General features: G+C 70.9%; 11 protein-coding genes. 3 read left to right on the forward strand and 8 right to left on the reverse strand.

Features of this window, described 5'->3' with window-relative positions:
- Positions 1-8 precede the first annotated feature (8 nt).
- Entirely contained in the window at positions 9-944 is a 936-nt protein-coding gene (locus ACIA6A_RS13865) for an NADP-dependent oxidoreductase (protein ID WP_396097933.1), read from the reverse strand.
- A gap of 114 nt (positions 945-1,058) precedes the next feature.
- On the opposite strand from ACIA6A_RS13865, the gene ACIA6A_RS13870 reads away from it, so the two are divergent.
- Positions 1,059-1,532: a MarR family winged helix-turn-helix transcriptional regulator gene (locus ACIA6A_RS13870; RefSeq protein ID WP_396097934.1), complete on the forward strand. Its 474-nt coding sequence runs from the start codon at positions 1,059-1,061 to the stop codon at positions 1,530-1,532.
- A 748-nt stretch (positions 1,533-2,280) separates the two neighbouring features.
- On the opposite strand, the gene lipA is transcribed toward ACIA6A_RS13870, so the two are convergent.
- Positions 2,281-3,177 (reverse strand): lipoyl synthase, encoded by an 897-nt coding sequence (lipA, locus tag ACIA6A_RS13875; protein ID WP_396098539.1) that lies wholly within the window; start codon positions 3,175-3,177, stop codon positions 2,281-2,283.
- Between the two features lie 388 nt (positions 3,178-3,565).
- On the opposite strand from lipA, the gene aspS reads away from it, so the two are divergent.
- The gene (gene aspS / locus ACIA6A_RS13880; RefSeq protein ID WP_396097936.1) at positions 3,566-4,822 is read left to right on the forward strand and encodes an aspartate--tRNA(Asn) ligase; all 1,257 of its coding nucleotides are present in this window, start codon (positions 3,566-3,568) and stop codon (positions 4,820-4,822) included.
- A 121-nt stretch (positions 4,823-4,943) separates the two neighbouring features.
- Here the strand turns inward: aspS and lipB are convergent, their stop codons facing one another.
- From lipB to lpdA, 6 genes are all read right to left on the reverse strand, one after another.
- On the reverse strand, positions 4,944-5,573 hold the full coding sequence (lipB, locus tag ACIA6A_RS13885) for a lipoyl(octanoyl) transferase LipB (protein ID WP_396097938.1): 630 nt from the start codon (positions 5,571-5,573) through the stop codon (positions 4,944-4,946).
- Positions 5,574-5,596: 23 nt separating this feature from the next.
- A complete protein-coding gene (locus ACIA6A_RS13890; protein WP_396097939.1) occupies positions 5,597-7,495 on the reverse strand; it encodes a DUF2079 domain-containing protein in 1,899 nt (632 codons plus the stop codon).
- A 62-nt stretch (positions 7,496-7,557) separates the two neighbouring features.
- Positions 7,558-9,429: a DUF2079 domain-containing protein gene (locus ACIA6A_RS13895; protein ID WP_396097940.1), complete on the reverse strand. Its 1,872-nt coding sequence runs from the start codon at positions 9,427-9,429 to the stop codon at positions 7,558-7,560.
- A gap of 73 nt (positions 9,430-9,502) precedes the next feature.
- A complete protein-coding gene (locus ACIA6A_RS13900) occupies positions 9,503-10,420 on the reverse strand; it encodes a TIGR01777 family oxidoreductase (RefSeq protein ID WP_396097941.1) in 918 nt (305 codons plus the stop codon).
- 79 nt (positions 10,421-10,499) lie between these two features.
- Complete coding sequence (gene sucB, locus ACIA6A_RS13905; RefSeq protein WP_396097942.1) at positions 10,500-12,356, reverse strand: 2-oxoglutarate dehydrogenase, E2 component, dihydrolipoamide succinyltransferase; 1,857 nt, start codon at positions 12,354-12,356, stop codon at positions 10,500-10,502.
- 37 nt (positions 12,357-12,393) lie between these two features.
- Entirely contained in the window at positions 12,394-13,812 is a 1,419-nt protein-coding gene (gene lpdA, locus ACIA6A_RS13910; RefSeq protein ID WP_396097943.1) for a dihydrolipoyl dehydrogenase, read from the reverse strand.
- 166 nt (positions 13,813-13,978) lie between these two features.
- On the opposite strand from lpdA, the gene ACIA6A_RS13915 reads away from it, so the two are divergent.
- Positions 13,979-14,296, forward strand: coding sequence for a hypothetical protein (locus tag ACIA6A_RS13915; RefSeq protein WP_396097945.1), 318 nt, complete (start codon positions 13,979-13,981; stop codon positions 14,294-14,296).
- Positions 14,297-14,418 lie beyond the last annotated feature (122 nt).

Here is a 14,418-nt window from a genome sequence, read left to right on the forward strand (position 1 = left end):
CCGGGCGCTCAGCCGACGACGATGACCGTCTTGCCGAGCAGCTTGCCGTCGCTCGCCTCCTGGTGGACGGCCGGCAGTTCGGCCAGCGACCGGCGGTCGGCGATGTGCAGCTCGAGCACGCCGTTGTCGACCCGCGAGACGAGGTCGGCCAGGTGGGCGGCGTCGGGACCGACCCACACACCCGCCGTACGCACCGAGCGCCCCTCGTCGGCCGGCACCGGGCCGGCGGAGCTGACGACGATGCCGCCGTCGGCCACGTACGAGGTCAGCTTCGCGAGGTCCTCCGGAGCCAGCCGGACATGGTTCACCACCACGTCGAACGGCCCACCGACAGCGGCCGGGCCCGCGTCGAGGTCCAGCGGGCCGACGACCTGCTCCGCGCCGTACCGGGTCAGGCGGTCGGTGTGCTGGGCGCCGTCGACGGCGGTGACGTGCGCGCCGGCGGCGACGGCGAGCTGGACCACGATGCCGCCCACCGCCCCGCCCGCCCCGTTGACGAGAACGGTCTGCCCGGCCGTGATCCCGGCGAGCTCGACCGCAGCCTGACGGGCGGCCAGCCCGGTCAGGGGCAGCGCCGCGGCGTCGGCCAGCGTGATGTTGCGGGGAGCGGCGGTGACCAGGCCGGCCGCGACGACCGCGTACTCGGCGGCTCCGCCGTGCTCGTCGAGCGGGAACATGGCGATGACCGGGTCGCCGACCCGCAGCCCGCTGACGCCGTCGCCGAGCGCCGCGACGGTGCCGGCCAGGTCGAGGCCGGGGGTGATCGGCAGCGGGGTGGGGATCATCTCGGCGAGGACACCCAGCCGGATGTGGTCGTCGACGGGATTGAACGAGGTGGCCGTCACCTGCACCAGCACCTGACCGGCACCGGGGACCGGCTGCTCGACCTCCTCCTGGCGCAGGACCTCGGTGCCGCCGAACTCGTGGTAACGGATCGCTTGCATGGTTCTCTCCCTCATCCGGACTTGCCTAGGCAACTGAAGATGAGTGTCGCTGACTTGCCTAGGCAAGTCAACATGGGTGGCGGGGCAGCACTTCCGGTCGAGTAGGCTGCGCACATGACCGGCTCCCCCCACTGGCTCGACGACGAGCAGCAGCAGGTGTGGCAGGATCTGCGCACCGTGGTCATCGGGCTGCCGATGCTGCTGGACCGCCAGTTGCAGCGGGACGAAGGCATCTCCAACTTCGAGTACAGCGTCATGGCCCGGCTGTCCATGATCGAGTCACGCACGATGCGGCTCAGCGACCTGGCGGTGCAGTGCGACAGCACCCAGCCGCGGCTGTCCAAGCTGATGGTCCGTTTCGAGCACCAAGGCTGGGTCACCCGGTACCCCGACCCGGACAACGGGCGCTACACCCTCGCGACCCTGACCGACGCCGGCCTGCGGAAGGTCGAGGCCAGCGCCCCGGCCCACGTCGAGCAGGTCAGAAACCTGGTATTCGGCCCGGTCACCACCGCCCAGCAGCGCCACCTCGGCGTCGCGCTCGCCCGCATCGCCGCCCAGGTCCGCGAAAACCTCGACGGCCGCTGACCACCGCGGGTCGTGACATCACCGCGTCAGCGCGGGCCGCGACTCCACCGAGACGGCGCAGGCCGCGACATCACCACGACGGCGTAGGCCGCGACATGACCCCCGCGGACGCGACCGGTTGGTGGCCGTGGTCGGGAAGCCCGTCGGCAGCCGAGGCCGATGAAGCCGAGGCGGGGGTGATTGCGGCCGGGGAAGCTCACCGGGCCTGTGCCGCCGAAAGGCGGTCTGGCGTCCGTGGCCGGGGAAGACGACGGCCCGTGTGAGGCTTTGGCCGAGGAAGCCGGCGGGGTCCATGTGAGGGTCTTGGCTGGGGAGGGCTGCCGGGGGTCGTGTGGGGGTCTTGGCTGGGGAAACCTTCAGGGGACCGGGTAGGTGTCGCGGCCGTTGAAGCCTGCCGGGGCCAATGTAGGGGCCGTAGTCGGGGGTCTTGGTCGAGGAAGCCGGCCGGGCCCGCACTGAACCGGGCCGAGCCGGTGCCTCATGTGGAAACTGCCCGGCTGGCGTGGGCCAACCGGGCAGTTCCGTGAGATGGGTGAGGCTGGGCGGCCGGTGAGGCCGGGCGGCCCGCGGCGGGCTCAGCGGGTCAGGCCAGCCGGGGAAACGGGGCTGGGCTGCGGGCTGAGCGGGGCTGGGCTGCGGGCTGAGCGGGGCTGGGCTGCGGGCTGAGCGGGGCTGGGCTGCGGGCTGAGCGGGGCTGGGCTGCGGGCGGAGCGGGGCGCATCAGCCCGCAGAGGGTGGCCGGGACAGGTCAGCCGCGGGCGGCGAGGGCCTGCTGGTAGAGGCGGCCGGCTCGGTAGGACGAGCGGACCAGGGGGCCGGACATGACGCCGGCGAAGCCGATCTGCTCGGCTTCCTCGCGGAGCTCGACGAATTCCTCGGGCTTGACCCAGCGCTCGACCGGGTGGTGGCGGGGGGTGGGCCGGAGGTACTGCGTGATGGTGATCAGCTCGCAGCCGGCGCCGTGCAGGTCGCGCAGGGCCTGGGAGACCTCTTCGCGCTCCTCGCCCATGCCGAGGATGAGGTTGCTCTTGGTGACCAGGCCGGCGGCGCGGGCCTGGGTGATGACGTTGAGGGAGCGCTCGTAGCGGAAGCCCGGGCGGATGCGCTTGAAGATGCGCGGGACCGTCTCGACGTTGTGGGCGAGGACCTCGGGGGTCGCGCCGAAGACCTCGGCGAGCTGCTCCGGGTCCGCGTTGAAGTCGGGGATGAGGAGCTCGACGCCGCAGCCGGGCTGGAGCTTGTGGATCTGGCGGACCGTCTCCGCGTAGAGCCAGGCGCCGCCGTCGGGGAGGTCGTCGCGGGCGACGCCGGTGACGGTCGCGTACTTCAGGCCCATGGTGGCCACGGACTCGCCGACGCGACGGGGCTCGTCGGCGTCGAACTCGGCCGGCTTGCCGGTGTCGATCTGGCAGAAGTCGCAGCGGCGGGTGCACTGGTCACCGCCGATGAGGAAGGTGGCCTCGCGGTCTTCCCAGCACTCGTAGATGTTGGGGCAGCCGGCTTCCTGGCAGACCGTGTGCAGGCCCTCTTTCTGGACGAGCCCACGCATGTGCGTGTATTCCGGGCCCATCTTGGCCTTGACCTTGATCCACGGAGGTTTCCGCTCGATGGGAGTTTCGGCGTTGCGCGCCTCGATGCGCAGCATGCGGCGGCCCTCGGGAGCAATAGTCACAACCCCGAGGTTACGCCGAATGCTTGATCAACTTGAGCAGGGGCGACGAGGCTCACGTGAGCGAAAGTGTGAGGGCGCTCACGTCCTGCCGGTAAATCGCTCGCGACGACTCCTGTCCCGCCGTTAACGTGCTGGCCACGGCAGTGATGGAACCGAGTAACGCCCCGGCACCCCATCGGACGAGAGAGCCACCGGCAGCTGTGAAGGTGGCCCGATGACAGGGGCGCGAAGACACTCCTGAGCCGCAGTTGCACAAAGAGGCGTCCACAAAACGGACGTAAAGGTGTGGTGGCACCGCGAGGATCCCGCTCGCCCACACCTCCCTGGGGCCGCGTTGCTGACACCCGAGGAGGACCAAGCCATGCAACGCATCCTCTCCACCGAACTGGCGACCCACGAGAACCGGACCGTGACGGTCGCCGGTTGGGTACACCGCCGCCGGCTGCTCAAGTCGGTGGCCTTCCTGATCGTGCGGGACGCCGCCGGACTGAGCCAGGTCGTGATCACCGACCCCGCGGTGCGCGCGCTGGTCGGGACGCTCCCGGAGGAAACCGTCATCGAGGTCACGGCCACGGTCACCGCGAACGCTGCGGCTCCGGGCGGGGTCGAGCTGACCGAGCCTTCGGTACGGGCTCTGAGCGGCGCCGCGCCCGTACCGCTGCCGTTCGACCTGCATCGACCGGCGCTGAGCGCGACGATGGCCACCCAGCTGGACCATGCTGCTCTCGCCCTGCGTCATCCGTCGCGGGCGACGGCGTTGCGGGTGTCGGCCGCCGCGGCCGCGGGTTTTCGGGAGACGCTGGAGAAACAGCGGTTCGTCGAGATCCACACCCCCAAGATCGTGGGTACGGCCACCGAGTCCGGAGCGAACGTCTTCACGCTCGACTACTTCGGCCGTCCCGCCTACCTGGCCCAGTCGCCGCAGTTCTACAAGCAGCTCATGGTCGGCGTCTTCGAACGGGTCTACGAGGTCGGACCGGTCTTCCGGGCGGAACCCCACGACACGGCCCGGCATCTCGCGCAGTACACGTCGCTCGACGCGGAGCTCGGTTTCATCGAGGACCACCGCGACGTGATGGCGGTGCTGACCACAGTGGTCGCCGGGATGGTGGCGACGGTGTCGGCCCGCACCGGCGTCGACGTGCCGGTCGTGCCGCCGGAGATCCCGGCGGTGCATTTCGCCGACGCGCTGCGGATCGCCGGGGCGCCGGACGACGAGCCCGACCTCGCGCCGGCCCACGAGCGGGCGCTGGGGGAGTGGGCGCTGCGCGAGCACGGTTCGGACTTCGTGTTCGTCACCGGGTACCCGATGGCGAAACGGCCGTTCTACACCCACCCGCAGCCGTCCGACCCGCGCTGGAGCAACAGCTTCGACCTGCTGTTCCGGGGGCTGGAGCTGGTGACCGGCGGGCAGCGGCTGCACCGCCACGAGGACTACCTGGCGGTGGCGCCGTCACCGGAGAGGATCAGTGGCTATCTGGACGGTTTCCGGTACGGGATGCCGCCGCACGGTGGTTTCGCGATCGGCCTGGAACGTTTCGTGGCGCGCCTGACCGGGGCCGCGAACGTGCGGGAAGTGACCGCGTTCCCCCGCGACCTGCACCGCGTGACGCCGTAGAAAAGGCCGCCGCCCGGCCGCGCGACAAAGCGGCCGGGCGGCGATCGCCGAAGAGCGGGCCGGGCGGGCCGGTCGCCCAGAGCGGGCCGGTCGCCCATGGCGGTCAGAGCGGGCGGGGCGGTCAGAGCAGGGTCGGGAGGTGGCGTTCCACGACCGGGAGGACGTCGGCGACCGGGACCGGGCGGTTGAGCTCGGCCGAGAGCGAGGTCACGCCGGCGTCGCGGATGCCGCAGGGGACGAAGCGGTCGTAGTTGGCCAGGTCGCAGTCGGCGTTGATGGCGAAGCCGTGCTGGGTGACGCCGCGGGCGACGCGGATGCCGATCGCCGCCACCTTGCGGTCGGGGCCGCGGTCGTCGGCCCGGACCCAGGCGCCGCTGCGGCCCTCGACGCGTTCCGCGGTGACGCCGAACTCGGCGCACACGTCGATGAGGAGCTGCTCGATGCGGCGGACGTAGGCGACCACGTCCATCGGGTCCGGGAGCTTGACGATCGGGTAGCCGACGAGCTGCCCCGGGCCGTGCCAGGTGATCTTGCCGCCGCGGTCGACGTCGACGACCGGGGTGCCGTCCATCGGACGGTCCATCGGCTCGGTGCGTTTGCCGGCGGTGAACACACTGGGGTGTTCGAGCAGCAGGATCGTGTCGGGCTGGGTGCCGGCCACGACGGCCTCGTGCAGCCGGCGCTGCTCGTCCCAGGCCTCGCGGTAGTCGACCAGGCCCGGACGAAGGACCTGCAGCGTGGAAGTCGTCACCCCGTCAGCGTAGCCCGGCCCGCTCAGCCGTCGGAGCCCTCGCCGCCGTCGCCCGGCAAGGACTGCGGGTCGATGCCGGGCCGGACCCGCCAGAGCAGGACGTCCTGGACCCGCTCGCCCGGTCCGAACAGCTCCGTCACGGTGTTGACCAGGGCGGCCCGGAACAGGATCCCGTTCGGGCCGCTGATCTCGTCGGGGATGTACATGACCTTGACGTTCCAGAACGTCAGGTCCTCGCGGACCCGGGCCCGGTCGAAGTTGTCGACCTTGTCCCGGTAGCCGATCCGGGCGGCCCGCAGGAACGTGTTGTTGGCGTAGTAGGACGGGCCACCGAGGCGACCGGTGCCGTTCTCCCCGCCGGGGCCGAGGAAGTAGCCGTCCGGGATCTCGAACTGCTTGCCACCCCGGGCCATCGTGTACGCCTGCCAGCGCTGGGCGTCGATGGCCGCGTTGCTGGCGAACGGGAGCGCGGTCACCACGTCGCGGTTCTTCGCGTACTGCTTCCAGGTGCCGTCGGCGATGAACCGCGGTTCGGCCGAGCGCGGGTCGGTCATCAGCGGGGTGGGGATGATCGGGACGAGCGCGGCCGCGAACGCGGCGCCCCAGACGACGCGCGACCACAACCGGTGCCCGCGGCGGGTGAAGACCCGGTCGGCGAGCAGGGCCAGCGTGACACCGATCACGCAGACGACGATGAGGGCGAGCCGGCTGGGTAGTGCGGAGTCGAAGAACGGCAGGTCCATCACCTCGCCGTAGGGCAGCTCGACGTTGTCGTACACCGTGCCGTACCAGTTGAGGTGCGGGCCGAGCGACAGCGCGGTGAAGAGCAGCCCGACCACGGTCAGCGCCCGCAGCAGCGCTTTGCGGGCGCGGTCCGCGCGCCACCAGAGCACGGCCGTGCCGATCGTGACGAGCACCAGCAGCCCCGGGCCGAAGAACGACGCGGCCTCCGACGGGTTGGCGGCCAGGTCACCGCGGTGATAGCCGAGGAAACCCGCGATCGACCGTTCCGGGTACGAGAAGTACGACGCGGCGTCCTCGACGTAGTTGCCCTGCAGGAAGCCGGTGCCCTTGAACGAACCGGGTCCGGAGAAGTGCATGTACAGCGGGTAGGCGAGCAGCGTGCCCGCGACACCGGCGCATACCGCGAGCGCGGCGAAGGCCCGGGGTGCCGCCCGCATCGCCGGCGTGAACGTGGCCCGCGACGGCGCCCACGCGATGATGAACACCGCCGTCGCGACCGCGGTGAAGAACAGCAGCTCGGCGGCGACGGTGAAGCCGGCCGCCACGAGCAGGCCGAGGACGAGGCCGTTGAGGATCCAACGGCGCGAGGTGTACAGCCGGATCACCCACCAGAGGATCGCCGGCACCAGCCAGCCCGCGGTCCAGTTGAGGTGCCCGTTGGCGTGCGAGATCCAGCCCGGGGCGAAGCCGAGGAAGAGCCCGCCGATCACGGCCGCGGCGCGGTGCTCGACGAGGTGCCGGCGCAGGAACGCGTACCAGACGACGGCGGACATCGCGAGATTGAGGGTGAGGATCGTCACGTACGTGATCGGCGGCCCGGCCACGTAGGTCAGCGGCGCGAACAGCACCGCGAGCACCGTGATCGAGGTGTTGGCGGCCAGGTTGACCCCGACCGGGCTGTTCAGCAGGTCGGTGTAGAACGGGTTGGCGCCGTGCCGCACGATCTGGACGCCGTAGCCGAGCAGCCATTCGAAGAACGCGTGGTCGCTGCCGTTCCACTGCACGCTGCGGCGCGCCGGGTCGGCCCAGACCTGGGACGTCACCCAGTAGCCGGCGCCGAGGCAGAACAGCAGGTAGACCACGTCGACGAGCCGGCCGAGACGGCTGCCGCGGGACGCCTGCGCGGGGGCTGGTGGATCGGCCGCGATCACCTCGGGAACGGCTTCTGCTACGGACACGAGCTGCAAAGTAGCAGGCTCGTTCGCGTTGGACACATCCTGTTCGGACACGGCTTCGGGGGTTAACGCGGTGTTAACGAAGTGGCCGGGTCGAGGCCGGGCCGGATGCGCCACAGCAGCACGTCCCCGACCTGTTCGGGCTCGCCCAGCAGGTCCCGGGCGATCGTCTCGACCGCGGTGCGGTACAGCGGCTGATGCGATCCGGTGATCTCGTCCGGCAGGTACAGCGCCTCCACGTCCCAGTAGTCGAAGTCCGCCCGGGCCTGCTCACGGGTGCGGTCGTCGACGGGCATCCGGTAGTTGTAGTAGGCCGCCTGGAAGAACATCCAGTCGGTGGCGCGGAACTTCGCCCCGATCTGGCCGATGCCGTCCGGTCCGCCCGGCCCGAGGAAATACCCGGCGGGGATGCGGAACTGCTTCCCGCCCCGCGCCATCGTGTAAGCCTGCCAGCGCTGCCCGTCCGCCATGTCGGTGGTGGCGAACGGCAGCTCGCTCATCACCCCGTTGTCGCTGACGTAGTCGCGCCAGATGCCGTCGGCGATGAACGCCGGCTCCGGCACCCGGGACACCGTCGGCACCGGCAGCGGGACCAGCGGCAGCAGCGCCACCGCGAACCCGGCGGCCCAGGCGGTGTGCGCGGCCACCGACGGCATCGGCTCGGTCAGCAGCCGTTCGGTGAGCAGCGCCAGCACGATGCCGATCACGCAGGTCACCACCAGGGCGAGCCGGGCCGGCAAAGCGGAGTCGAACAGCGGCAGGTGCATCAGCGCCGCGTACGGCAGGTCGTACCCGATCAGTGCCGTGGTCATCTTGAGCCCCGGCCCCAGCGACAGCACCAGGAAGACCACGCCGACCGTGCTCAGCGCGGCGAGGGTCGAGCGCCGGCCGGGTGCCGCGCGGCGCCAGAGCGTCACGATGCCCACCGGGACGAGGATCATCAGGAAGAGACCGAAGTACGACGTCTCCTCGGTGGGGTTGGGCGCGATGTCGGTGCCGAGCCCCAGCCAGCCGGCGATCGACAGGTTCGGGTATTCGACGAACGACCGCAGCGACTCCGCGTAGTGGTACTGGTTGAAGCCGGTGCCGGTGAACGTGCGGGGCCCGTCGAAGTGCATGTAGAGCGGGTAGCTCAGGATGCCGAGGGCGACCACAGCCGCAGTCGTCAGCGCGGCCAGCACCGTCGGGGCGGCGTCGCGGGCCTCGCGCCACGTCGGCGGGGCGAGCGACCACACGGTCACGAACACGGCGCTGGCCAGCGCCGTGAAGAACAGCCCCTCGGCGGCGACGGAGAACCCGATCGCCAGCAGGACCCCCAGCGTCAGGCCGTTGCGCAGCCACCGGCCCGGCTCGCGCAGTTTGAGCACGGACCAGAGCACCACCGCCGGGACCCAGCCCGCCGTCCAGTTCAGGTGGCCGTTGGCGTGCGAAACGAACCCGGGTGCGAAGCCGATGAAGATGCCGCCCAGCGCCGCGGCGACCGTGCTGCGCACCAGGAAGCGGCGCAGGAACAGGAACCACGCGAACGCCGAGCCGGCCAGGTTGAGCGTCAGGATCGTCACGAAGGTGACCTGCGGACCGGCCAGGAAGGTCAGCGGCGCGAAGAGCGTGGTGTACACGGTGACGGAGGTGTTCGCCGCGAGGTTCACGCCCAGCGGGGCGTTCATCATCGTGGTGTAGAACGGGTCGGTCCCGTGGCCCAGCGTGTAGACGCCGTAGCCCATGAGCCACTCGAACCAGGCCTGGTCGCCCTTGTTGTCGGCCAGCACGCGGCCCAGCGGGTCACGCCACAGGCCACTCGTCTCGTACACCGCGAGCGTCAGCGAGATCAGGGCGACGGTCAGCTGCGGACGCCACGCCCGCAGGCGCTGCCGCGTGGTCGGGGACGACGCCGGGGGCTCGGCGGACTCGGACGGGACTGCCTCGACGACGGACACCAGCGGGAGGTTAGCAAGGCTGCCTGGGTGTCCGCCCCCGTCCCATGCGTTTTCGACCCCCGTGACGGGCGCCTCAGGCGGCCGCGGGGGTCTGCTCGCCGACCGCTGCCCGCAGCGCGGACTCCAGGGTCGGGTGGGTCCAGGTGAAGCCGGCGCGTTCCAGCACCCCCGGCAGGACCCGCTGGCTGCGCAGCGCCTCGTCGGCGAACCCGCCCAGCGCGATCTGCAGGGCGATCCCCGGCACCTGCAGCAGCGCGGGCCGGTGCAGCACCTTGGCCAGCGTCTTCGTGAACTCCGCGTTCGTGGCCGGGTCGGGCCCGACCAGGTTCACCGGGCCGGCCAGGTCGTCGCGCTCCAGCAGGAACTCGACCGCGTCCAGCCAGTCGGTCAGGGAGATCCACGGCACCCACTGCTTGCCGCCGCCGAGCTTGGCGCCCGCGCCGAGGCGGAACAGCGGCATCTGCGGCTTGAGGAGCCCGCCGTGCTGGTCCAGCGGCAGGCCGGTGCGCAGCAGCGCGACCCGGACCCCGGCGTCCTCGGCGGGCCGGGCGGCGGCCTCCCAGACCCGGCACACGTCGCTGAGGAACCCGGAACCGGCCGGGGCCTCCTCGGTGACCTGACGGTCGCCGGTGTCGCCGTACCACCCGACGGCGGAGCCCTGCAGCAGCACCGCGGGGCGGTCCTCGGCGGGCAGCTTGCGGATCGCGTGGGCGATCGTGCCCGCGGTGTCCACCCGGCTGCTGCGGATGAGGCTCTTGTAGTGCGCGGTCCAGCGTTTGTCGCCGACCCCGGCACCGGCCAGGTTGATCACGGCGTCGGCGGCCACCAGCAGGGCCGGGTCCACCTGCCCCTGCCGGGGTTGCCACGTCGCCTCACCGGGCCCCTTGGCCGGGCGCCGGACGAGCCGGACGACGTCGTGCCCGCTCGCACTCAGCCGCTCCGTGAGAAGGGTGCCGAGAAACCCGGACGCGCCGGCCATGAGGATCCGCATACCGACCATCATTCCCGATCTAGAAGCCACTCAAAACAGAGAAGGGGCGCCAAAGGCGCCCCTTCCTGCGGGAAATATCTCAGCTGAGCCCGAGGTCGCCCTCGAACTGGCCGGCCTCGAGGCGCTCCTTGATGGTGACCAGGAAGCGGGCGGCGTCGGCGCCGTCCACGATCCGGTGGTCGTAGGAGAGCGCCAGGTAGACCATCGAGCGCGGCACGATCAGCTCGCCCAGGTTCGGGTCGTCGACGACCACGGCGCGCTTGACGACCGCGCCGGTGCCGAGGATGCCGACCTGCGGCTGGTTGATGATCGGGGTGTCGAACAGCGCACCCCGGCTGCCGGTGTTGGTCAGCGTGAAGGTGCCGCCGGACACCTCGTCCGGGCTGATCTTGTTGTCCCGGGTGCGGCCCGCGACGTCCGCGATCCGCTTGGACAGCCCGGCCAGGTTGAGGTCACCGGCGTCCTTGATGACCGGGACGACGAGGCCCTTCGGCGTCTCCACCGCCATGCCCAGGTGCTCGGCGTCGTGGTAGGTGACCGTGCCGGCCTCCTGGTCGATGGACGAGTTGACCACCGGGTGCTGACGCAGCGCCTCGACCGCGGCCAGGGCGAAGAACGGCAGGAACGACAGCTTGACGCCGTGCTTGGCCTGGAAGTCGGCCTTGGCGCGCTGACGCAGCTGCGCGATCTTGGTGACGTCGACCTCGACGACCGTGGTGAGCTGCGCGGAGACCTGCAGCGACTCGACCATGCGCCGGGCGATCGTGGCCCGGATGCGGGTCAGCTTCTCCGTGCGGCCACGCAGCGGGCTCGGCTCCGGCTTGGCGGCCGGTGCCTTGCTCGCCGTCGCCGCGGGAGCGGCCTGAGCGGCCGGGGCGGGAGCGGCAGCCGCCGCCTTCGCCGCGGCTGCCTTGTCGGCGGCCTCGATGACGTCCTGCTTGCGGATGCGGCCACCGACACCGGTGCCGGTCAGCGCCGACAGGTCGACACCCTTCTCGGTCGCGAGCTTGCGGACCAGCGGCGTCACGTAACCGGCGTCGCCGGCGCCGTTGCTGCGCACCGTCTCGGCGGCGGGCGCGGTGGCCTGGGCCGGGGCGGGCTCGCTCTTGCCCTGCTCGGCCTCGACCGACGGGTCGGCATAGGACTCACCGGGCTGGTAGGACGGGGCGGGCGCCGACTCGATCCTCGGCTCGGGAGCCTGCTGCGGGGCCGGCTTCGCGGGGGCCTCCTGCTGGGGGGCTTCCTGCTTGGGAGCCTCCTGCTGGGGCGCCTTCTGCTGCGGAGCCGGGGACGACGCCGGGGCGCCGCCCGGGGTGCCGATGATCGCGAGGTCGGCGCCGACCTCGGCGGTCTCGTCCTCGGGGACCTTGATCTCGAGGACCGTGCCGGCGACCGGTGACGGGATCTCGGTGTCGACCTTGTCCGTGGAGACCTCGAGCAGCGGCTCGTCGACCTCGATGGTGTCGCCGACCTGCTTGAGCCAGCGGGTGACGGTGCCCTCGGTGACGCTCTCGCCCAGGGCGGGCATCTTCACCGCGGTGCCCTCGCCGCCACCGGTGGGAGCGGCGGTCTCCGGCGCGGGAGCCTCCTCCTCGACCGGCTTCTCGGTCGAGGGGGTGGTCGGCGCGGCGGGCTCGGGCTCGGGCTCGGCTTCCTGCTGGGCGGCGGGGGCCGGGGCGGCGGAACCGGCGTCCTCGCCGTCACCGGCGATCACCGCCAGCTCGCTGCCGACGTCGGCCGTCTCGTCCTCGCCGACGACGATGCGGGACAGCACGCCCGCGGCCGGCGACGGGATCTCCGTGTCGACCTTGTCCGTGGAGACCTCGAGCAGCGGCTCGTCGGCCTCGACCCGCTCGCCCTCCTGCTTGAGCCAGCGAGTGACGGTGCCCTCGGTGACGCTCTCGCCCAGCCGCGGCATGGTGACCGATACCGGCATTCTCAGAACTCCTTAACCGCTTGCGTACGGATCATGATCAGGCGTGTGCGTGCAGGGGCTTGCCGGCGAGCGCGAGGAACGCCTCGCCGAGAGCCTCGTTCTGCGTGGGGTGGGCGTGCACGAGCTGCGCGACCTCCTCCGGGAAAGCTTCCCAGTTGGTGATCAGCTGCGCTTCGCCGACGAGCTCGCCCACGCGGGCGCCGACCATGTGCACACCGACGACCGGTCCGTCGTTGACCCGGACCAGCTTGATGAAGCCCTGGGTCTTGAGGATCTGGCTCTTGCCGTTGCCACCCAGGTTGTAGTTGTACGACGTGACCTTGTCCGCGCCGTACTTCTCCTTGGCCTTGGCCTCGGTGATGCCGACCGAGGCGACCTCGGGGTCGGAATACGTCACGCGGGGGATACCGGCCTCGTCGATCACGACCGGGTTGAGCCCGGCGATCTCCTCGGCGAGGAAGATGCCCTGCGCGAAGCCGCGGTGCGCGAGCTGCAGGCCGGGCACGATGTCGCCGACGGCGTAGATGTTGCCGACGCCGGTGTGCAGCCGCTCGTTGGTGATCACGAAGCCGCGGTCCAGCGTGACGCCCTGCTCCTCGAAGCCCAGGCCCTGGGTCACCGGGCCACGGCCCACGGCGACCAGCAGGATCTCGGCCTCGATGGTCTCGCCGCCGGCGATGGTCGCGCGCACGCCGTTCTCGGTGTGCTCGACCTTCTCGAACGGCTTGCCGACCTTGAAGTTGATCTTCCGCTTGCGGAACGCGCGCTCGACCGCCTTCGAGATCTCCTCGTCCTCGGCGGCCACGAGCCGGGGCAGCGCCTCCAGGATCGTCACGTCGGCGCCGAACGACTTCCACACGCTGGCGAACTCGACGCCGATCACGCCGCCGCCGAGCACGATCGCCGAGGTGGGCACCCGGTCGAGCTTGAGTGCGTGCTCACTGGCCAGCACCCGCTTGCCGTCGACCTCGAGGCCGGGCAGCGAACGCGAGTAGGAGCCGGTCGCGAGAATGATGTTGCGGCCGACGTAGCGGCGGCCGTTCACCTCGACGGCGTCCTTGGCGACGAGTTTGCCCTCGCCCTGGACCACCGTGATCTTGTCCTGCTTGAGCAGGCCCTGCAGGCCCTTGTACAGGCGGCTGATCACGCCGTCCTTGTACGCGTTGACGCCGGCCATGTCGATGCCGATCAGGTCGGCCTTGACGCCGAACTGCTCGCTCTCCCGGGTCTGGTCGGCGATCTCCGCGGCGTGCAGGAGCGCTTTGGTCGGCACACATCCGCGGTGCAGGCAGGTGCCGCCCAGCTCCGCCTTGTCGATCAGCGCCACGGAGAGGTTCAGCTCGGCCGCACGCAGAGCGGCCGCATACCCGCCACTACCGGCGCCGAGGATCACGATGTCGAAGGTTTCGCCAGGCTGGCTCACGTCTACTCCCAGATCGCCCTGTCGCGAGATCATCCGTTGCCACATGGGTCACATGTTGGAAACGGTCACAGCTATCCAGCCCATCTTGTCACTCGATGAACCAATCGATGCAGTCAGGTGCCCTACGACACGTGCGCACTGGGTACCCTTGGCGGCAGTCGGCCTGTAAGGAGCCGGCTCATCCGAAGAGGAGTCGGCAGTGGCGTGGTTCCGGCGGCGCAAGGAGAACGTCCGCACCAGCGGCCGGCCCGCGACCCGGGAAGACCTTGAGTACCTGACCGAGTTCGTGCGTTCGCGGCGTGGTGTCGAAGCTTATATCGAGCCGCGGACCACCGTGACCGAGACGACGATCCTGTTGATCGCGCACGACGGTGAGTGGACCCGTCGGCGGATCGATTCTCCGGAGAGCGCCCGCCGGTTCGCACATCAGCTCGCCATGCCGATCTACGACATCCGGTTGATGGGTTACCCGCAGCGTATGCGGGATTACAACGAGCGTCGGAAGCGGCGTCCTTAGGCTTTCTCGCGCTGCAAGTCCCAGGGTGAGAGAGCCATCCGGGACCACCGGGATATGCCCGGAAGCGGCGCGATGAGGCCGGGACGGCAGGAGCGGCGCGGTCGGCACTGCGTACCGATGAA

The organism is Actinoplanes sp. NPDC051494 (assembly GCF_044454705.1).
Lineage (GTDB): Bacteria > Actinomycetota > Actinomycetes > Mycobacteriales > Micromonosporaceae > Actinoplanes.